At 68.9% G+C, this 20,299-nt stretch carries 19 protein-coding genes; 17 read left to right on the top strand and 2 right to left on the bottom strand.

The window, feature by feature from the left end; genetic code table 11:
• The first annotated feature begins 107 nt into the window (after window positions 1-107).
• Entirely contained in the window at window positions 108-1,205 is a 1,098-nt protein-coding gene (gene zapE / locus ASE76_RS10600; protein WP_055838772.1) for a cell division protein ZapE, read from the top strand.
• Window positions 1,206-1,211: 6 nt separating this feature from the next.
• Window positions 1,212-1,868 carry a hypothetical protein gene (locus ASE76_RS10595; RefSeq protein ID WP_055838766.1) on the top strand — a complete coding sequence of 219 codons (657 nt, stop codon included), beginning with the start codon at window positions 1,212-1,214 and terminating at the stop codon, window positions 1,866-1,868.
• 42 nt (window positions 1,869-1,910) lie between these two features.
• On the opposite strand, the gene ASE76_RS10590 is transcribed toward ASE76_RS10595, so the two are convergent.
• On the bottom strand, window positions 1,911-2,741 hold the full coding sequence (locus ASE76_RS10590) for a PP2C family serine/threonine-protein phosphatase (protein WP_055838763.1): 831 nt from the start codon (window positions 2,739-2,741) through the stop codon (window positions 1,911-1,913).
• Between the two features lie 200 nt (window positions 2,742-2,941).
• On the opposite strand from ASE76_RS10590, the gene ASE76_RS10585 reads away from it, so the two are divergent.
• Window positions 2,942-5,023, top strand: coding sequence for an ATP-dependent DNA helicase (locus ASE76_RS10585; RefSeq protein ID WP_055838761.1), 2,082 nt, complete (start codon window positions 2,942-2,944; stop codon window positions 5,021-5,023).
• Here ASE76_RS10585 and ASE76_RS10580 read toward each other — a convergent pair.
• The gene (locus tag ASE76_RS10580) at window positions 4,986-5,792 is read right to left on the bottom strand and encodes an outer membrane protein assembly factor BamD (RefSeq protein ID WP_055838759.1); all 807 of its coding nucleotides are present in this window, start codon (window positions 5,790-5,792) and stop codon (window positions 4,986-4,988) included. The genes ASE76_RS10585 and ASE76_RS10580 overlap by 38 nt on opposite strands.
• A 50-nt stretch (window positions 5,793-5,842) precedes the next feature.
• On the opposite strand from ASE76_RS10580, the gene ASE76_RS10575 reads away from it, so the two are divergent.
• From ASE76_RS10575 to hflX, 14 genes are all read left to right on the top strand, one after another.
• Window positions 5,843-6,829, top strand: coding sequence for an RluA family pseudouridine synthase (locus tag ASE76_RS10575; RefSeq protein ID WP_055838757.1), 987 nt, complete (start codon window positions 5,843-5,845; stop codon window positions 6,827-6,829).
• Window positions 6,830-6,998: 169 nt separating this feature from the next.
• On the top strand, window positions 6,999-7,787 hold the full coding sequence (gene scpB, locus ASE76_RS10570) for an SMC-Scp complex subunit ScpB (RefSeq protein WP_055838755.1): 789 nt from the start codon (window positions 6,999-7,001) through the stop codon (window positions 7,785-7,787).
• The gene (locus ASE76_RS10565; RefSeq protein ID WP_055838753.1) at window positions 7,784-9,253 is read left to right on the top strand and encodes a pseudouridine synthase; all 1,470 of its coding nucleotides are present in this window, start codon (window positions 7,784-7,786) and stop codon (window positions 9,251-9,253) included. The genes scpB and ASE76_RS10565 overlap by 4 nt, the downstream gene beginning before the upstream one ends.
• A 141-nt stretch (window positions 9,254-9,394) precedes the next feature.
• On the top strand, window positions 9,395-9,820 hold the full coding sequence (gene ndk / locus ASE76_RS10560; RefSeq protein ID WP_055838749.1) for a nucleoside-diphosphate kinase: 426 nt from the start codon (window positions 9,395-9,397) through the stop codon (window positions 9,818-9,820).
• A 17-nt stretch (window positions 9,821-9,837) separates the two neighbouring features.
• Window positions 9,838-10,977 (top strand): 23S rRNA (adenine(2503)-C(2))-methyltransferase RlmN, encoded by a 1,140-nt coding sequence (gene rlmN / locus ASE76_RS10555; protein WP_055838745.1) that lies wholly within the window; start codon window positions 9,838-9,840, stop codon window positions 10,975-10,977.
• An 82-nt stretch (window positions 10,978-11,059) separates the two neighbouring features.
• Window positions 11,060-11,869 (top strand): type IV pilus biogenesis/stability protein PilW, encoded by an 810-nt coding sequence (gene pilW / locus ASE76_RS10550; protein WP_369793405.1) that lies wholly within the window; start codon window positions 11,060-11,062, stop codon window positions 11,867-11,869.
• Window positions 11,862-12,755, top strand: a complete 894-nt coding sequence (locus ASE76_RS10545) for a helix-turn-helix domain-containing protein (RefSeq protein WP_055838742.1) — start codon at window positions 11,862-11,864, stop codon at window positions 12,753-12,755. Before pilW ends, ASE76_RS10545 begins: the two co-directional genes overlap by 8 nt.
• 3 nt (window positions 12,756-12,758) lie before the next feature.
• A complete protein-coding gene (gene ispG / locus ASE76_RS10540) occupies window positions 12,759-14,051 on the top strand; it encodes a flavodoxin-dependent (E)-4-hydroxy-3-methylbut-2-enyl-diphosphate synthase (protein WP_055838739.1) in 1,293 nt (430 codons plus the stop codon).
• A 47-nt stretch (window positions 14,052-14,098) separates the two neighbouring features.
• The gene (hisS, locus tag ASE76_RS10535) at window positions 14,099-15,394 is read left to right on the top strand and encodes a histidine--tRNA ligase (RefSeq protein ID WP_055838736.1); all 1,296 of its coding nucleotides are present in this window, start codon (window positions 14,099-14,101) and stop codon (window positions 15,392-15,394) included.
• Between the two features lie 17 nt (window positions 15,395-15,411).
• Window positions 15,412-16,095 (top strand): tetratricopeptide repeat protein, encoded by a 684-nt coding sequence (locus tag ASE76_RS10530; protein WP_055838733.1) that lies wholly within the window; start codon window positions 15,412-15,414, stop codon window positions 16,093-16,095.
• Between the two features lie 17 nt (window positions 16,096-16,112).
• Complete coding sequence (gene bamB, locus ASE76_RS10525) at window positions 16,113-17,285, top strand: outer membrane protein assembly factor BamB (protein WP_082448367.1); 1,173 nt, start codon at window positions 16,113-16,115, stop codon at window positions 17,283-17,285.
• 28 nt (window positions 17,286-17,313) lie between these two features.
• Window positions 17,314-18,651: a ribosome biogenesis GTPase Der gene (gene der, locus ASE76_RS10520; RefSeq protein ID WP_055838729.1), complete on the top strand. Its 1,338-nt coding sequence runs from the start codon at window positions 17,314-17,316 to the stop codon at window positions 18,649-18,651.
• A 140-nt stretch (window positions 18,652-18,791) separates the two neighbouring features.
• Entirely contained in the window at window positions 18,792-19,046 is a 255-nt protein-coding gene (hfq, locus tag ASE76_RS10515) for an RNA chaperone Hfq (RefSeq protein WP_055838726.1), read from the top strand.
• Window positions 19,047-19,115: 69 nt separating this feature from the next.
• Window positions 19,116-20,294, top strand: a complete 1,179-nt coding sequence (hflX, locus tag ASE76_RS10510) for a GTPase HflX (RefSeq protein ID WP_236698400.1) — start codon at window positions 19,116-19,118, stop codon at window positions 20,292-20,294.
• The last annotated feature ends 5 nt before the right edge of the window (window positions 20,295-20,299 follow it).

The raw sequence follows: 20,299 nt of genomic DNA, 5'->3' as shown, positions 1-20,299 counted from the left end.
GTTGTTTATCAACGGCTTCTTGCTATTTAAATGGTAGCAATCCGCGGCATCGTGCTGCCCGGATCGCTGAAGCCGCGGCCCGCCACCCCGCACGGAAATCCTGCAGCATGAATGTTCGCGAGGCCTACCAGGCCGAATTGACCGCCCGCGGTTTCCAGAGCGACCCGGCGCAGTTGCGCGCGGTCGAGGCGCTGCAGCGCTGCGCCGACGACTGGTCGGCGTACAAGGAGAAGCGTTCGAGCGCGCTGCGCCGCCTGCTGGGCCGGCCGCCGATCCCCAAGGGCGTCTACATGTACGGCGGCGTGGGACGCGGCAAGAGCTTCCTGATGGACTGCTTCTTCAACGCGGTGCCGATCGAACGCAAGGCGCGGCTGCACTTCCACGAGTTCATGCGCGAGGTGCACCGCGAACTAGGGCACCTGCAGGGCACGGTCAACCCGCTCGACGTGCTGGGCCGGCAGATGTCCGAGCGCTACCGGCTCATCTGCTTCGACGAATTCCACGTGGCCGACATCACCGATGCGATGGTGCTGCACCGGTTGCTGGTGTCGTTGTTCGAGAACGGCGTCGGCTTCGTCACCACCTCCAACTTCAAGCCCGACGACCTGTACCCCGGCGGCCTGCACCGCGACCGCATCCTGCCGGCCATCGCGCTGCTCAACGAGCGGCTGGAGGTGGTCAACGTCGACAACGGTACCGACTACCGGGGACGCACGCTGGAGCACCTCCGGCTCTACCTGACGCCGCTCGGCCCGGAGACCGATGCCGAGATGAACCAGGCCTTCGACCGCATCGCCGAGGCGAAGGACGAAGACCCGGTGATGACGATCGAGGCGCGGCAGATCAAGGCCAAGCGCCGCGCCGGGGGCGTGGTGTGGTTCGACTTCGCCACGCTCTGCGGCGGCCCGCGCTCGCAGAACGACTACCTGGAGATCGCCACCCAGTTCCACACAGTGCTGCTCAGCAACGTGCCGCACATGCCGGTGCGCATGGCGTCCGAGGCGCGGCGCTTCACCTGGCTGGTGGATGTGCTCTACGATCGCCGGGTGAAGTTCATCCTGTCCGCCGCCGTGCCGCCGGAAGCGCTCTACACCGAAGGCCCGCTGGCCCACGAGTTCCCGCGCACCGTCTCGCGCCTCACCGAGATGCAGTCGGCCGAATTCCTGGCGCTGGAGCGCCGGGTGGTCGACACCCGCATCACCTGAACCGCCATGAAGCATTCGTCGATCCTCCTTCTCGCACTCGCCTGCGGACCGGTCCTGGCCCAGGAGCGGCCCCGCGCGGAGCCGATCACCGCCGAGGAAAGCAGTACCCGGCTGGCCGAGATCGAGCGCCAGCGCAGCGCCACGCAGGCCGCACTGGCCCAGGCGGAAGCGGGCTGCTATCGCAGGTTCGCCGTCAACGATTGCCTGACCGATGCGCGAGCCGAGTTCCGGCCCCGCATTTCGGCGTTGCGCAAGCAGGAAGTCGCGGTACGCGACGGCGACCGGGCCCGCAAGGAAGAGGAGCGGCTGGCCCGGCTCGAAGAGCAGCGCCAGACCGCACTGCGCTCCGAAGAAAGCGCCCGCCAGCGCGCCGCGACCAGTGCCGCCGACGACCGCAACACCGAGGCCGCGCAGAAGAAGCAGGAGCGCGATGCCGCGGCCCCCGGCAATGCGGCGCGTGCCGCGTCGCAGCGGGCGGAAACCGAGCGCCGGCTGAGCGAAGACGCCGCCCAGCGCGCCCAGCGGGAAGCCGAAGCGCCCGCTGCCCGGGAGCGGGCCGCGGCACGCCAGCAGGAGGCGGAAGAGCGCCGCGCGGCCCTGCGCCGCCGCGAAGCGGAGCGCCAGGGCAAGCCGTTGGCCGCGCCGCTGCCGGCCAATCCCTGACCGGGTCGATCGCCGCCGCGTCTGGTCGGACGCCGGCGCCGCTCAGCGTGTGGGCTTGAACGGCGGCGGCCTGGCGGGAAGCCGCGGAGCGACCGGTGACGGGGGCTCCACCGGAGGCACCAGCGCCTCGACCTTGACGACGATCACCGAGATGTTGTCGCCCTTGCCGCCGGCCCTCATCCGGGCGATCTGGATCAGCGTCTGCACTGCGTCGCGCGGGTCGGCCTGGGCGCAGGCCTGGTGGATCTCGTGCGGTGGCAGGTAGTGCCAGGCACCGTCGCTGCAGCCCACCAGGATGTCGCCGGGCACCAGCTGGGTGATGGTGTGCTGGCCGATCGGCGGGTCGGTCTCGGTGCCCAGGCAGCCGAGCAGGATGTTGGATTGCGGATGCACCTGCGCCTCTTGCTCGGTGATCTCGCCGCGGTCCACCAGCGCCTGGACGTAGGAATGGTCGTGGGTGCGGAAGGCGAGCGCGCCGCGGCGGAAGTGGTAGAGCCGCGAGTCGCCAACGTGCACCCAGTGGCAGTGGCCCTGCGGCCCGATGAGGAAGGCGGCGATGGTGCTGTGCGGCTCCTCCTCGGACGCGATCGCCACCAGCCGGATGACGAGGTGGGCCTCTTCGACCAGCTGCTGCAGGAAGGCCTCCGGGTCGTCCCGACCCGGGGCGAAACGCTCGAAGAGCTGGCGTGCGGTCAGCACCACCTGGTCGGACGCCTTGCGGCCCCCGGTGCGGCCGCCCATGCCGTCGGCCACCACGCCCAGGATGCATCCGTGGGTGTGGGCGTGCGGCAGCAGCAGGACCTGGTCCTGCTGGTAGTCGCGGTCGCCTTTGTGGAGGCCGGTGGAGCCGGCGAGACGGTAGCCAGTGGTCATGGGTGCGTGCCAGTCGCGGGCAGTGCGGGGCGGCGTGCCGCCGCTGCCATTTATCATCGACACAAGCCGTGCTGCTCCCGCAGCCGGCGTACGAGAAGAATCCTTGTGAACCCCACCTCCGCGCGGGCCTTTTTATCCTGGAAGAGGCCGATTGTCGCCGCGAACGACCGATGCGCAGCCGCGCGCATTCCCGGCCCCCGATGAGTCTTGCGGAGCGCGTGCGCGCGGTGTTCGCGGCCGACGGCCTGCTGTCGCATGCAGCCGACCATTTCACGCCGCGCGAGGCCCAGACCGACATGGCCCTGGCCGTCGCGCAGACGGTGGAGGCGGGCGGCGTTCTGGTGGTCGAGGCGGGCACCGGTGTCGGCAAGACCTTCTCGTACCTGGTGCCGGCACTGCTGAGCGGCGAGCGGGTGCTGGTCTCGACGGCCACCAAGACCTTGCAGGACCAGCTGTTCGGCCGCGACCTGCCGCGCCTGGTGCAGGCCCTGGGCATCTCGGTCCGCACCGCGCTGCTGAAGGGCCGCAGCAGCTATCTCTGCCTGCACCGGATGCAGACGGCACGCCAGAACGACGCGGCGATCGATCGCGCGGCCGGCCGCGCGCTCGGCAAGATCGAGCAATGGGCGCAGGCCACCCGCACCGGCGACCTGGCCGAGCTGCCGGGCCTGGACGAGCGCTCGCCGCTGATCCCGCTGGTCACCTCCACGCGCGAGAACTGCCTGGGCGCGCAATGCCCGCAATTTCGCGCCTGCCATGTGAACTTGGCCCGCCGCGATGCGCTGGCGGCCGACCTGGTGGTGGTGAACCACCACCTGTTCTTCGCCGACCTGGCGGTGCGCGAATCGGGCATGGCCGAACTGTTGCCGACGGTGCGCGTCGCCATCTTCGACGAGGCCCACCAGCTCAACGAAACCGGCGTGCAGTTCCTGGGGCGGCAGCTCGGCACCGGGCAGCTGCTCGACTTCGCACGCGACATACTGGCGACCGGGATGCAGGCGGCCCGTGGACTCGTCGACTGGCCGACGGCCGCCAACGGGCTGGAGCGGGCGGCGCAGGACTTGCGCATGGCCGTCGGCCGCCAGGCCCCGGGCGCACGGATGCGGTGGTCGGACGCGGTGCCGGACGGCGCCGATCCTTCGGCGTGGGAGGTGGGTTTGGCCACCATCCAGCAAGCACTCGACGTGGCGCTCGCGGGCCTCGACATGGTCAGCGAACTCGCTCCCGATTTCGGACGCCTGCACGAGCGGGGCACCGCGCTGTCGGCCCGCCTGCAGATGTTTGCGCAGCCGAGCCGTATCGGCCAGGTGCGGTGGGTCGATGTCGGTGCGCAGCTGAGGCTGGTGGAGTCGCCGCTGGACATCGCCGATACGATGCGGACCCGCCTGCTGGCACTGCCGGCGGACGGCACTGCTGCGGATCCGGCACCACCTGGCGCAGAGCCCGAAGGACGCGAAGGGGAGGGCGCCGACGGCGGCCGGCCACGGGCGTGGATCTTCACCTCGGCCACGCTGGGCGACGATCCGGCCTTGCGCTGGTTCACCGAGCCGTGCGGACTCGACGGCTCGGCGCAGGTGCTGCGCGTCGGCAGCCCGTTCGACTACGAACGGCAGGCCGCGCTCTACGTTCCCGACTGGCTGCCGCGCCCGGCCGACCCGGGCCACGCCGTGGCGCTGGCCCGGCTCTGCGGCGATGCAGCGGCGCGCCTGGGCGGCCGCACCCTGGTGCTGACCACGACCCTGCGCGCCCTGCGCACCATCGGCGAGGCTTTGTCGCAGCGCTTCGGCGCATCGAGGGAGCTGGAAATCCTGGTGCAGGGCGAGTGGCCTAAGCGCCGCCTGATGGAGCGGTTCCGCGAAGGCGGCGGTGACGGCCGGCCCGGCTGCGTGCTGGTGGCCTCGGCCTCGTTCTGGGAAGGGGTGGACGTGCCGGGCGATGCGCTGCAGCTGGTGGTGCTCGACAAGCTGCCATTCCCTCCGCCGAACGATCCGCTGGTCGAGGCCCGGGCCCAGCGGCTGGAGCAGGAGGGCCGCAGCCCGTTCAAGGACTATTTCGTACCCGAGGCGGCGGTGGCGCTGCAGCAGGGGGCCGGCCGGCTGATCCGCCGCGAGACCGACCGCGGCGTGCTGGTGGTGGGCGATACCCGGCTCACCACCATGTCCTACGGAAAACGCCTTCTGCGGGCGCTGCCGCCGATGCGCCGGTTATCGTCCGACGCGGAGTTTCACGAAGCGCTGGACGCGCTCACCACACCTTCCACCACGGATCCGTATTGGCCTTGAAGCCGTCCGAGAGGTAGGCGCTCTTGGGATAGTTCTGGTCGATCACCCGGCGGGTGTCATCGCGCAGCTGGGCCATGCCCAGCTTGTCGTACGACAGCATCATGATGTAGAGCGCTTCTTCCAGCGCCGGCACGTCGCGGTAGTCGGCCACCGCGATCTGGGCGCGGTTGATGGCCGCGACGTACGCACCGCGGCTGTAGTAGTAGCGGGCGACATGCACCTCGTACTGCGCCAGCGAGTTGACGATGTAGGTCATGCGCTGGCGCGCATCGGGCGTGTATCGCGACTCCGGGAAGCGGGTCGTCAGCTCGCGGAAAGCCTCGAACGAGTCCTTGGCCGCCTTCTGGTCGCGCTCCGACAGGTCCTGCCGCGAGATGAACGAGAACAGGCCCAGGTTGTCGTTGAAATTGGTCACGCCCTTCAGGTAGAGCGCGTAGTCGATGGCCGGGCTCGACGGGTGCAGCTTGATGAAGCGGTCCAGCGTGGCGACGGCCTGGGCTTTTTCGCCGGCCTTGTATTGGGAGTACGCCTTGTCGATCTGGGCCTGCTGGGCGAGCGGGGTGCCGGCGGCGCGGCCTTCGAGCTTCTCGAAGAGGGGCACGGCCTTGTCGTAGGAGCCGGAGCCCAGTTCGTCCTTCGCCTCCGCATAGATGCGGTTGGGGCTCCATCCCGCCGTCTTGTCCTCCGTCGTGGAGGAGCAGCCGGCGAGGCCGCCGGCCAGGAGCACGGCCGCGATGGCGGGGACAACCGATAATTTCACTCGACGCATCACGGACGACCTTCTTGAGATACAGCACCACGATTATATCGGCCGACCCCATGTCGCCGCCCCCCGACGCGGTCGAGGACGAATTGGCCGAGGACGCGGCCGACTGCGAACGCCGGGTCTTCCAGGTGACGCCGGCACTCCACGGCGAGCGGCTCGACCGCGCACTGGCCGCCGGCGTGCCCGAGTTCTCGCGCAGCTACCTGCAGCAGCTGATAGAGGCCGGCTTCGTGCAGGTCCAGTCCGCCGTGGCCACCAAGGCATCCGCCAAGGTGCGGGTCGGCGAGCAGCTGCAGATCGAACTGCGGCCCACGCCCCAGAGCCAGGCCTTCCGGCCGGAGCCGCTGGAGATCGACGTGGTGTACGAGGACGCGCACCTGCTGGTGCTGCACAAGCCCGCCGGCCTGGTGGTGCACCCGGCGCCCGGCAACTGGAGCGGCACCCTGCTCAACGGCCTGCTGGCGCGCGATGCGGCCTTCGCCGCCTTGCCGCGGGCGGGCATCGTGCACCGGCTCGACAAGGACACCAGCGGCCTGATGGTGGTGGCTCGCACCCGCGGCGCGATGGATGCGCTGGTGCGGGCCATCGCCGCCCGCGACGTCAGCCGCCAGTACCTAGCGCTGGCGCACCGTCCCTGGAAGGGCGCCGAAGACCGCGAGATCGAGGTCGGCATCGGCCGCGACCCGCGCAACCGCCTGCGGATGGCGGTGGTCGACCTGGAACGCCACCCCGGCAAGACTGCGCACACCAGCCTGCACCTGCTCGCCAACGCCGAGGAGGGCTGCTGGGTCCGCTGCACCCTGCACACCGGCCGCACCCACCAGATCCGGGTGCATATGGCGTCGATCGGGCATTCGCTGGTGGGCGACGGCACCTACGGCGGCGCTCCGGCGGCGGGCCTGGAGCGGCAGGCGCTGCATGCCTTCCGCCTCGCGTTCGACCACCCGGTCACGCAGGAGCCGCTGGCCTTCGAGGCGCCTCCGCCGGCCGACATGCTGCAGGCGCTCGACGCCTGGGGCCTGCACTACAATCCGGCCTGACACCCCTGAACGCCGGCCCGGCGCCGCTTCCTCGCGTGTTGCCCGGCCTGTGCCTTGCGCCCGTGCCGTATGCCTGCCGGCCTCCGGCGAACCGCTGCATCCCGACTATTCCCGACGGCCGCGCCACGCTGCAATGGCAGAGCGCCTCTTCCTTCCGGACCCACGACCCATGAACACGGTGGATGCCAAGCGCATTCTCGAAACCGCCCTGATCTGCTCGCCCCAGCCGCTCGCGCTGCGCGAGCTGCGGGTGCTGTTCGACGATGCGGTGGGCGTCGACACCGTCCGCCGCCTGCTCGAGGAGTTGCAGACCGACTGGACCCAGCGCGGCGTGGAGCTGGTACAGGTCGCGAGCGGCTGGCGCTTCCAGAGCCGGCCGGCGCTGCGCCCCTACCTCGACCGGCTGCATCCCGAGAAGCCCCCGCGCTACACCCGGGCGGTGCTGGAGACGCTGGCGATCATCGCCTACCGCCAGCCTGTCACCCGGGGCGACATGGAAGACATCCGCGGCGTCGCCATCAACAGCCTGATCCTGAAGCAGATCGAGGACCGTGGCTGGATCGAAGTGATCGGCCACCGCGACACCGTCGGCCGGCCGGCGCTCTTCGCCACCACCCGCCAGTTCCTCGACGATCTGGGCCTGGCGTCGCTCGACCAGCTGCCGCTGGCCGACGGCGCGGCGGTGGAGCAGGCGGTGCGTGCATCGCTGGACGGTTTCGACGATCCGGTCGCGCCTGCCGTGCCGGCGGATGCGCCGGCCGAATCTTCCGCGCCCGGCGAGCCTCCGGCCGCAGCCTTGCCCGGCGATGCCGAAACGTCCCGGGCGCCGGTCGCCGAGGACGCACCCCTCGATTCCCCTCCCGAACCCCCTCCCGCCGCAGCGCCCGCAGTCCTACCGTCGGAAGACGGGCCTGCCGACGACGGCCCATCCGACCCGACCGATCCCAAAGCCGTATGAACGAATCCCACCCCGACAATTCCCAACCTGCGGCCCCCGAGAATTCGGAAGAAAAAGGAGTCGTAGCCGGCGCTGCGAGCCGACCTGATGCTATTGAAAACGTAGCGCCAGCCCCGTACCGCAAGGCGCGGGCCTCCAAGCGCCCGCACGCCGGGGCGAGCGAAGGCGACGTCGACGCGCCAGCGGCGCAATCCGATGCGCCGCAGGCCGGTCCGTCCGGCGTCGCCGAGGGAAAAGCCGGCGGCGGTGCGCAACCTGCTTCCGCCGACGCGGCCACCGGCGAGATCAACTTCGAAGACGTCGTCTCCGGCCGCTTCGACGCAGAAGAGGCGAGCCCCGAGAGCCCCGACGCCACGCCCACCAAGCGCGTGCTCGCGCCGCAGTACGAAACGCCCAAGCTCCACAAGGTGCTGGCCCAGGCCGGACTGGGCAGCCGCCTGGAGATGGAGCAGCTGATCCTCGAAGGCCGCATCTCGGTCAACAACGAGCCGGCGCACATCGGCCAGCGGGTGCAGTACGGCGACCAGGTCAAGGTCAACGGCAAGCCGATCCGCTACCGGATCGATCCGCCGCCGCCGCGCATCATCGCCTACCACAAGCCGGTGGGCGAGGTGGTGACCCACGACGATCCGCAGAACCGGCCGACCGTGTTCCGCAAGCTCCCGCGTCTGCAGCATGGCAAGTGGCAATCGGTCGGCCGGCTCGACCTGAACACCGAAGGCCTGCTGCTGTTCACCAGCTCGGGCGAACTGGCCAACAAGCTTATGCACCCGCGCTTCGGCCTGGAGCGCGAGTACGCGGTGCGGGTCCTGGGCGCCCTCAGCAACGAAGAGAAGCAGAAGCTGCTCGACGGCGTACGGCTCGACGACGGCATGGCCCAGTTCGGTACCATCGAGAACGGCGGCGGCGAAGGTGCCAACACCTGGTACCGCGTCACCATCTCCGAAGGCCGCAACCGCGAGGTGCGGCGCATGCTGGAGGCGGTCGGCCACGCGGTCAGCCGCCTGATCCGCATCCGCTACGGCGCGATGCTGCTGCCGCGCGGCCTGAAGCGCGGCGCCTGGATGGAGCTCGACGAGCGCGACATCGACTCGCTCATGAAGGCCGCCGGCGCGGAACGGCGCGAGAGCGCCCCGGCCCACGCCCGGACCTCGGAAGCGCCCCGCAACCGCCGCGGCGGCAACGGTCCGCGCGGTGCGGGCGGGCCGGGGCAGGGCGGCCGTGGCGCCGCCGGGGGCGGCTACGGCCGCGCCGAGCCGGGCCACGGCCCGATGTTCGGCGGCCCCGCGACCGCGCGTAGCGGGCCGCCGGCCGGAAAACCCGGCGGTGGCCAGCCCGATCCGATGAAGACGTCGGTCGGCTATATCGGGGCCGACAGCTTCTCGCGCCAGCAGCGCCAGGGCCCCAAGCCCGGGGGGGCGGGCGGTGGACGCCGGGGCGGCGGTGGCGGCGGCCGGGGCCGCTGACGGCATAGCGTGGCGGCCAAGCCACCGACGCGGTCGCGGTCATGGCAGCGTCGCTTTGGGGCTTGACAATCGCCCTCGGTTAGAATCGTAGGCTTTGCCCTACAGGCAAAAACCCTAAAAATCAGCTCAGGAAATATCCAAATGGCAATCGAACGTACCCTCTCCATCATCAAGCCCGACGCCGTGGCCAAGAACGTCATCGGCCAGATCGTGTCGCGTTTCGAAGCCGCCGGCCTGAAGGTCGCCGCCGCCCGCCTGGTGCAGCTGTCGCGCGCCGAAGCCGAGCAGTTCTACGGCGTGCACAAGGCCCGTCCCTTCTTCAAGGACCTGGTCGACTTCATGATCTCCGGTCCGGTCTTCGTGCAGGTGCTCGAGGGCGAGAACGCGATCCAGAAGAACCGTGACCTGATGGGCGCCACCGACCCGAAGAAGGCCGACGCCGGCACCATCCGCGCCGACTTCGCCGACAGCATTGACGCCAACGCGGTGCACGGCTCCGACGCTCCCGAAACCGCAGCGAACGAAGTCTCGTTCTTCTTCCCTGCCCTGAACGTCTACACCCGCTGAGGCGGTGTCTGCTCGCGATGACGGTCAACCTGCTCGACTTCGATCTGGAAGGGCTGGCTGCGTATTGCGAGCGGCACGGAGAGAAACGCTTCCGTGCCACCCAGTTGTTCCGCTGGATCCACCAGCGGGGCGCCTCCGACTTCTCCCAGATGACCGATCTGGCGAAGTCGTTGCGCGAGAAATTGCAGGGCAGCGCCGAAGTGCGCTCCCTCCCCGTCGTGGCGGAGCACATTTCCGCCGACGGCACCATCAAGTGGCTGTTCGACGTGGGCGCGGGCGATGCGGTCGAGGCGGTGTTCATCCCCGAAGACGACCGCGGCACGCTCTGCATCTCGTCGCAGGCCGGTTGCGCGGTCAACTGCCGGTTCTGCTCCACCGGGCACCAGGGCTTCAGCCGCAACCTCACCACCGCCGAGATCCTGGCCCAGCTCTGGCACGCCGAGCACTTCCTGCGCCGCCGTGCCGGCACCACCGAGCGGGTCATCTCCAACGTGGTGATGATGGGCATGGGCGAGCCGCTGCAGAACTATGCCGCCTTGGTGCCGGCCCTGCGCACCATGCTCGACGACCATGCCTACGGCCTGTCGCGGCGCCGGGTGACGGTGTCGACCTCGGGCGTGGTCCCGATGATGGACCGCCTGGGGGCCGATTGCCCTGTGGCGCTGGCCGTGTCCCTGCACGCCCCCAACGATCCGCTGCGCGATAACCTGGTGCCGCTCAACCGCAAGTACCCGATCGCCGAACTGCTCGACGCCTGCAACCGCTACCTTGAGCATGCGCCGCGCGACTTCATCACCTTCGAATACTGCATGCTCGACGGCGTCAACGACCTGCCGGAACATGCCGAGCAGCTCGTCGCCCTGGTGCGCGGCCATGCGGGCCGCGGCGTGTCGTGCAAGTTCAACCTGATCCCGTTCAATCCGTTTCCCGCCTCGGGACTGCTGCGGTCCCCGGCCGCGAGGGTGCAGGCGTTCTCCAAGATCCTCAGCGATGCTGGTATCGTGACCACGGTTCGCAAGACGCGGGGCGACGACATCGACGCCGCCTGCGGCCAGCTGGCCGGCGACGTCAAGGACCGAACCCGTGTCGGCGAGCGTATCGCCCGCCAACGAACCGTCATGCTGGTCCCCGTCGGACCGCAGGCCGGCAGCAGCTAGGAGACATCGAATGATGCGTGGTGATATGGGTGCGCCCCCGGCACGACGGGCTTCGACCGCGCTCTGGCGCAGCGGCTTCGGCATGGTGGCCGTGGGCGCACTGCTGCTGGTGCAGGGATGCGTGCAGACCTCCACCACCACGAGCGGTACCCCGGGTGTGCGCCCGGGCGACTCGGCCACCCAGCGGCCCGACCTGGTCACCTCGTCCGACGAGGCGCCCGAGCGCCGGCGCGCGCGGCTGCGCTACGAGTTGGCCGCCAACTATTTCCAGAACGACCAGACCAACATCGCGCTCGACGAAGTCAAGCAGTCGCTGGCGGCCGACCCGACGTTTCCCGATGCGTACAACCTGCGCGGCCTCATCTACATGCGGCTCAACGACTACGCGCTGGCGGAAGAGAGCTTCCAGCGTGCGGTGTCGCTCAACCCGCGCGATGCCAACGCGATGCACAACTACGGCTGGATGCTCTGCCAGCAGAAGAAGTACGCGGAGGCCTCGGCGCAGTTCCGCCGGGCCGTCGCCGTTCCGTCGTACACCGACAAGGCCAAGACGCTGATGACCGAGGGCCTGTGCGAGGTCCGTGGCGGTGCGGTCGCCGAGGCCGAGCGCACCCTGCTCGAATCCTACGCACTCGACCCGGCCAACCCGATCACCGGTTTCACCCTGGCCAACCTGCTGCGGCAGCGGGGCGAGTGGGCGCGTGCCCAGTTCTACATCCGCCGGGTCAACAACGGCGAATTCGCGACGTCCGAATCGCTGTGGCTCGGCATCAAGATCGAGCGCCACCTAGGCGACCAGACCGCCGTGCGGCAATTGGCCGACCAGTTGCGCAAACGTTACCCGCTGTCGGCCGAGAGGGCATCCTTCGACCGTGGAGCCTTCGATGAGTGAGCAGCAGACCGCATCGCAACTGGCCGAGCCCGGCGCCACGCCCGAACCGACCGCAGGCCCGGGCGTCGGACCGTATCTTCGCCAGGTGCGCGAGAACGCGGGCATCCATATCGCGGCCCTGGCCCAGGCCCTGAAGGTGCCGGTGTCGCGGCTCGAAGCGCTGGAGGCCGACCGCTTCGACGAGATGCCCGACCCGGCCTTCGCACGCGCTCTGACCGCCACCATCTGCCGCCTGCTGCAGGTCGACCCGGCGCCAGTGCTGGCGCGGCTGCCGCAGCGCAACGCCGCGCGGCTGGTCGGCGACACCCGCGCCTTGTCGAAGGGCCTGCCGGCCATGCCGGCCCGCAAGCCCTCGCTGGCGCAACAGTTCCCCAAGCCGCTGGTGTGGGGCGTGGTGCTGCTCCTGGTGGGGGCCGGTGCCTTGATGTTGCTGCCGCGCGACCAGATGGGCCAGTGGATGGAGGCGCTGTCCCATCGGCTGGAGCGCAGCGAAACCGAGACGCCCGCGCCCGGCGTGGTGCAGGAGCCTGTCGCCGCCCAGGCGCCGACCGAGCCGGTCGCGGCGGTCGAGCCCTCGGCGACTGCGGTGCCGCCCGCCGCGGTCGCTTCGGCTCCGGCTGCGAGCGCCCCCGCCGCGGCGGCCGATACCGACGCAGTGCTGGTCCTGAAAGCCACCGCCGATTCGTGGATCAAGATTTCCGATGCGCGCGGCACCGTGGTGTTCCAGAAGATGCTGTCCGCCGGCGACCAGCAGTCGATCACCGCGCCCCCGCCGTTGGCGGTGGTGGTCGGCCGGGCCGACGGTACCCAGGTGATCGTGCGCGGCAAGCCGATGGACCTGTCCGCCATCGCCCGCAGCAACGTGGCCCGTTTCGAGGTGAAGTAATCCATGGAACCGCAGCAATTCGCAACCGCCGGCGACGGCATCCCGGTCGCGCATCCCGCCGCCCGGCGCTCGCGCCAGGCCCGGGTCGTCTGGGGCGACCGGGTGGTGACGATCGGCGGCGATGCACCGGTGCGCGTGCAGTCGATGACCAACACCGACACGGTCGATGCGATCGGCACCGCCATCCAGGTCAAGGAACTGGCGCTGGCCGGCTCCGAAATGGTCCGCATCACGGTCAATACGCCCGAAGCCGCGGCCCAGGTGCCCTACATCCGCGACCAGCTCGACCGCATGGGCATCGACGTGCCGCTGATCGGCGATTTCCATTTCAACGGCCACCGGCTGCTGAGCGACTACCCGGCCTGTGCCGAGGCGCTGTCGAAGTACCGGATCAACCCTGGCAACGTCGGCAAGGGCGACAAGCACGACAAGCAGTTCGGCCAGATGATCGAGGCTGCGCTGCGCTGGAACAAGCCGGTCCGCATCGGCGTCAATTGGGGCAGCATGGACCAGGAACTGCTGGCCGCCATGATGGACGCCAACAGCCGCCGTGCCCAGCCGTGGGACCTGAAGCAGGTGATGTACGAGGCCCTGATCACCTCGGCGATCGATTCCGCCCGCCTGGCCGAGCGCCTGGGCATGAGCGGCAATCAGGTGATCCTGTCGTGCAAGCTGAGCGGCGTGCAGGACCTGGTCTCCGCCTACCGCGAACTGGCCCGCCGCTGCGACTATCCGCTGCACCTGGGGCTGACCGAGGCCGGCATGGGCACCAAGGGCACGGTGGCCTCGGCCGTCGCGCTGGCGCTGCTGCTGCAGGAGGGCATCGGCGACACGATCCGCGTGTCCCTCACGCCGCAGCCCGGCGAGGCGCGCACGCAGGAAGTGGTCGTCGCATCGGAAATCCTGCAGTCGCTCGGCATGCGGGCGTTCGTGCCCAGCGTCACCGCCTGTCCGGGCTGCGGCCGAACCACCAGCACCACCTTCCAGGTGCTGGCCAAGAACATCGACGATTTCCTGCGCGAGCAGATGCCGGTATGGCGCAGCAAGTACCCGGGCGTCGAGACGATGAAAGTGGCCGTCATGGGCTGCATCGTCAACGGTCCCGGCGAGAGCAAGCATGCCGACATCGGCATCAGCCTGCCCGGCACCGGCGAAGCGCCGTCGGCCCCGGTCTTCATCGACGGCGAGAAGGCGCTGACCCTGCGCGGCGACAACATCGCTGCCGAATTCCACCAGCTCGTCGAGAGCTACATCGAAAAACGCTTCGGCAGCCCGGCCCCGGCCGCGACCGCCTGATCCCCATGCCAGACACCTCTCCGGCCGCGCCCGCGGCAAGCACCCCTATGGCCAAAGCGGCGAAGCTCGTCGGCGTCAAGGGCATGAACGACATCCTGCCGCAGGACTCCGCCCGCTGGGAAGCGCTGGAGGACACGGTGCGCAGCGTGATGCGCCGCCATGCGTACCGCAACATCCGCACGCCGATCGTGGAGCCCACCGCGCTGTTCGTGCGCGGCACCGGCCAGACCACCGACATCGTCGAGAAGGAGATGTACGCCTTCACCGACCGGCTCAACGGCGAGGAACTGGCGCTGCGCCCCGAGAACACGCCCGGCGTGGTGCGGGCCGCGATCGAGCACAACCTGACCTACGATGGCGGCAAGCGCCTCTGGTACACCGGACCGATGTTTCGGCACGAGCGGCCCCAGCGTGGCCGCTACCGCCAGTTCTACCAGCTGGGCGCCGAAGCCCTCGGCTTCGCCGGTCCCGAGGTCGATGCCGAGCTGATGCTGCTGGCCCATGAACTGCTGCGCACATTGGGCCTGCGCAACGTGCGGGTCGAACTGAACAGCTTGGGCATTCCCGCGGAACGCCAGGCGCACCGTGCGGCCCTGGTCTCGTACTTCGAACAGCACGCCGAACTGCTCGATGCCGACGCCCGTCGCCGCCTGCTGACCAATCCGCTGCGCATCCTCGACACCAAGAATCCGGCGATGCAGCAGATGGTCGAAGGCGCGCCGCGCCTGCTGGACCACCTGGGCGACGCGTCGCGCCGGCACCTGGACACGGTGCAGTCGCTGCTGACCGCCTGCGGCGTGCAGTGGACCGTCAATCCGCGCCTGGTGCGCGGCCTGGACTACTACAGCCACACCGTCTTCGAATTCATCACCACCGAGCTGGGCGCCCAGGGCACCCTGTGCGGCGGCGGGCGCTACGACGGATTGTTCGAGATCCTCGGCGGCAAGCCGACGCCCGCGGTCGGCTGGGGCATGGGGCTGGAGCGGGTGCTGGAACTGCTGGTGGAGCAGGGCGCTGCTGCCGCCCAGCCGGTGCCGCATGCCTACGCCATCGTGCCCGACACCGCCGCGCTGCCCCAGGTGTTCCCGGTACTGCAGGCGCTGCGCGCCGCCGGCGTCGAGGTGCAGATGCACGCCGGCGGTGCCGACGGGTTCGGCAGCTTCAAGTCGCAGTTCAAGAAGGCCGACGCCAGCGGCGCGGCCCACGCGCTGGTCTTCGGCGCCGACGAACTGGCCGCGGGCCAGGTCACCGTCAAGTCGCTGCGCGACGGCACGGGCGCGCAGCGGCGCGAGTCGCTGGCCACGGTCGCCGCCTGGGCGCCCACCCTACAATCCCGCCCTTAACGAACGACACGGATTCCATGGCCTCGCATCTCGACCTCGAAGAACAAGAACAGCTCGACCAGCTCAAGCACTTCTGGAACCGCTGGGGCACGCTCATCACCTGGCTGATGATTGCCGTGTTCGGTTCCTTGGCCGCCTGGAACGGCTACCAGTTCTGGGAGCGCCGCCAGGCGGCCCAGGCATCGGTGCTGTACGACGAGGTCGACCGCGCGGCCCAGACCGGCGATGCCGAGCGCGTGCAGCGTGCCTTCGGCGATATCCGCGATCGTTTCGGCAGCACCGCCTATGCATCGCAGGCAGGCCTGCTGGCCGGCAAGACCCTGTACGAAAAGGACCGGGTGGACGACGCCAAGGCGGCCTTTGCCTGGGTCGCCGAAAAATCGAAGGACGAAGGCTACAAGGCGCTGGCCCGTTTGCGGCTGGCTGCGGTTCTGCTGGACGCCATGGCCTACGACGATGCGCTGCGCCAACTGGCCGCGCCTTTCCCGACCCCGTTTTCGCCGCTGGCGGCCGACCGCAAGGGCGACGTGCTGCTGCAGCAAGGCAAGAAGGCCGAAGCCGCTGCGGAATACACCCGCGCCTGGAACGAATTCGGCGAAACGTCCGAGTACCGCCGCCTGGTGGAGATCAAGCTCAACGCCCTGGGGGTCGACCCCCGCGGCGGCAAGTCCGCGCCTGCCGCGGCAGGAGTCAAACCATGATGGCCAACCTCAATCCCATGCGAAAAATGCCTGTGGCCGGCGCTGCGCTTCGGCTGTCAGCTATTGTTTTGGTAGCGTCGCTCGCGGGATGCTCGATGTTCTCGGGCGTCGGTTCGACCGTCGGCGGCTGGTTCGGCAGCAAGAAGCCCGAGCCGAAGGAACTGGGGCCCAACGTCGCGGTGATCGGCGTGCGCCAGGCCTGGACCACCAAGGTCGGCGCCGTCGGCTTCCCGATGGTGGCCGACGTGCACGGCGCGACCGTGACGCTGGCCAGCGGCGACGGCAACGTCGTCGCCCTGGATGCACGCACCGGTGCTGAGCTGTGGCGTGCGAGCGCCGGCGCGCCGCTCTCGGCGGGCGTGGGCAGCGACGGCGTGCTGGCCGCCGTCGTCAGCACCGGCAACGAGATCGTCGCCTTCTCCGGCGGCAAGCAGCTGTGGCGCAGCAAGCTCGCCGCGGAGGCCTTCACCCCGCCCCTGGTTGCGGGCGGCCGGGTATTCGTATTGGCTGCGGACCGCTCGGTGTCGGCCTACGACGGCAAGACCGGCCGGCGCCTGTGGAACCAGCCGCGTCCGGGCGAGCCGCTGGTGCTGCGCCAGGCCGGCGTGCTGGTCGCATCGGGCGATACGCTCGTCGTCGGGTTGTCGGGCCGCCTGTCGGGCCTCAACCCCGACAACGGCAGCCTGCGCTGGGAGGCGCCGATCGCCGCGTCGCGCGGCACCAACGACGTCGAGCGCCTGGTCGATCTGGTGGGCCATGTGAACCAGCAGGACGGCGTGCTGTGCGCCCGGGCGTTCCAGTCGGCCGTCGGCTGCGTCGATGCGACGCGGGGCCAACTGCTCTGGAGCAAGCCCGCCAGCGGCTACAACGGTGTGGACGGCGACGAGAACAACATCTACGGCACCGAGTCCAACGGCTTCGTCAACGCATGGCGTCGCGCCGACGGCGAACGGGCCTGGAGCATCGACCGCCTGCAGTACCGGCAGCTCACGGCGCCGCTGGTGCTGGGCCGCTCGGTCGTGTTCGGGGACAGCACGGGTCTCGTGCATTTCCTCTCGCGCGACGCAGGTGCGCCGCTGAACCGTCTCACGACGGACGGCTCGGGCATCGCGGCCATGCCGGTGCAGGCAGAAGGCACCTTGGTCGTCGTGACCAAGAGCGGCGGCGTCTTCGGCTTCGTGCCCGAATGATCCGCCGGAGCGACACAGTCAGGAATTCATGAAACCGGTCATTGCCCTCGTCGGGCGCCCCAACGTCGGCAAGTCGACGCTCTTCAACCGGATGACCAAGTCGCGCGACGCCATCGTCGCCGACTTCGCAGGCCTCACCCGCGACCGCCACTACGGCAACGGCCGCCAGGGCAAGCACGAGTACATCGTCATCGATACCGGCGGTTTCGAGCCGGATGCCGGCTCGGGCATCTACAAGGAGATGGCCAAGCAGACGCAGCAGGCCGTCGCCGAAGCCGACGTGGTCGTCTTCGTGCTCGATGCGCGTGCCGGGCTTTCGGCGCAGGACCACGACATCGCCAAGTACCTGCGCCGGCTGGGCAAGCCTTGCGTGCTGGCGGCCAACAAGGCCGAGGGCATGACCGAAGGCGTGCAGCTGGGCGAGTTCTTCGAGCTGGGGCTGGGGGCCGTGTACGCCGTGTCGGCAGCGCACGGCCAGGGCATCCGCGATCTCATCGAGATCGCACTGGAGCCGCTGCACCTGCCCGATCCCGACGATGCCGAGGCCGCAGAAGACCCCGGTGTAATCAAGCTGACAGTCGCGGGGCGCCCCAACGTCGGCAAGTCGACGCTGATCAACACCTGGCTCGGCGAAGAGCGGTTGGTGGCGTTCGACATGCCCGGCACCACCCGCGACGCGATCACCGTGCCGTTCGAGCGCGACGGGCAGCGCTTCGAGCTGATCGACACCGCCGGGCTGCGCCGCAAGGGCCGCGTGTTCGAGGCGATCGAGAAGTTTTCGGTGGTCAAGACGCTGCAGGCCATCGAGTCCGCCAACGTCGTACTGCTGCTGCTGGATGCGACGCAGGACGTGACCGACCAGGATGCGCACATCGCCGGCTACATCCTCGAGAGCGGCCGGGCGGTGGTCGTCGCGATCAACAAATGGGAAGCGGTCGACGACTACCAGCGCGAAATGCTGCAGCGCTCGGTCGAGACGCGGCTGCCGTTCCTGAAGTTCGCCGCGGTGCACTTCATTTCGGCCAAGAAGCGCCAGGGCCTCGGTCCGGTCTGGGCCTCGATCGCCAAGGCGCACCGCTCGGCCACCTGCAAGATGTCTACGCCGGTGCTGACCCGTCTCCTGCTCGAGTCGGTGCAGTTCCAGAGCCCGCAGCGTGCTGGCATGTTCCGCCCGAAGCTGCGATATGCGCACCAGGGCGGCATGAACCCGCCGGTCATCGTGATCCACGGCAATTCGCTGGAGCACGTCACCGATGCGTACAAGCGCTTCCTGGAGGGCCGGTTCCGCAAGGAGTTCGATCTGGTCGGTACGCCGCTGCGCATCGAAATGAAGACGTCGCAAAACCCTTTTGCCGACAAGAGCTGAATCGCAGACTCTTATTGCCTTACCCCAATTCGGCACCGTCCACCTAAATTTCTTGTGGATATGTGTCGCCAGCGCGGCAACCGCAAAAGCCTGTGGTAAGGTGACGTTTTACAACAACAACTCTGAACACGGAGAATATCGTGAGCAACAAAGGCCAACTTTTGCAGGACCCTTTCCTGAACGCGCTGCGTCGCGAGCATGTGCCGGTATCGATCTACCTGGTCAACGGCATCAAGCTCCAAGGCCAAATCGAATCTTTCGATCAATACGTGGTGTTGCTCCGCAATACCGTCACGCAAATGGTCTACAAGCATGCCATTTCCACGATCGTGCCGGGCCGTGCAGTGAACTTCTCGACCGCGGATAACGGCGACGCCGAATCGAACGCCGCTTGATCCCATTTCCGCACGGGGCTTTTCGGCCCGATCGGCATCACATTCCCTCCCTCCTACTTGCAAGCTCCATTGAATAACACCGACGATTCCGGCCAGGCAGCGGCGGCGGTTCTGTTGGTGGGAGTTGACCTCGGTCAGCCGCATTTCGATGGCGATCTGGAAGAACTGGGTCTTCTGGCCGAGACGGCGGGCCTCAAACCGGTCGCCCGTGTGGCGGCGAAGCGCAAGGCACCCGACGCCGCGCTTTTCGTCGGCAGCGGCAAGGCTGACGAGATCCGCATGCTGGCCGAGCAGCACGGCGCGGTGGAGATCCTTTTCGACCAGGCGCTTTCGCCCGCCCAGCAACGCAACCTCGAACGCCACATCGGCTTGCCGGTAAGCGACCGCACTTTTCTGATCCTCGAGATCTTCGCGCAGCGCGCAAGAAGCCATGAGGGCAAGTTGCAGGTCGAACTGGCGCGCCTCCAGTACCTGAGTACGCGGCTCGTCCGACGCTGGTCCCATCTGGAACGCCAGCGAGGTGGGATCGGCACGCGAGGCGGTCCGGGCGAGACCCAGATCGAACTGGATCGCCGCATGATCGGCGATTCGATCAAGCGCATCAAGGACCGGCTGCTGAAGGTCAAGCGCCAGCAGGGTACGCAGCGTCGCCAGCGGGAGCGGCGGGATGTCTTCAACATCTCGCTGGTCGGCTACACCAATGCCGGCAAGTCGACGCTGTTCAACACGCTGGTCAAGGCAAGAGCCTACGCGGCCGACCAGCTGTTCGCCACCTTGGACACGACGACGCGGCAGCTGTATCTGGCCGACGCGCAGCGCTCCGTGTCCCTGTCGGACACGGTAGGGTTCATCCGCGATCTTCCGCACGGGCTGATCGATGCCTTTCAGGCCACCTTGCGCGAAGCGGTCGATGCGGACCTGCTGATGCACGTGGTCGATGCGTCGAACCCCGCCTTTCCCGAACAGATGGAGCAGGTGCAGCGTGTGCTGGCCGAAATCGGCGCCGGCGATATTCCGCAGTTGCTGGTTTTCAACAAGCTGGATGCCATCGCACCCGAGCAGGCGCCTCGACAGATCGTCGATACGTTCGAACTCGACGGGCTCCAGGTGCCGCGCATCTTCACCAGCGCGCAGGAAGGTCTCGGCATCGCGGAACTGCGCGCGGCCCTGGCGGCGGCCGTCACGTCCCAGCATCCGGCGGCTATGCCCCCAGCAGGCGATACCCCTTTGCCGGATCCCACGGACTGATTGGG

The organism is Xylophilus sp. Leaf220 (assembly GCF_001421705.1).
Classification (GTDB): domain Bacteria; phylum Pseudomonadota; class Gammaproteobacteria; order Burkholderiales; family Burkholderiaceae_C; genus Xylophilus.
This window is presented reverse-complemented; position numbering and strand designations above follow the sequence as displayed.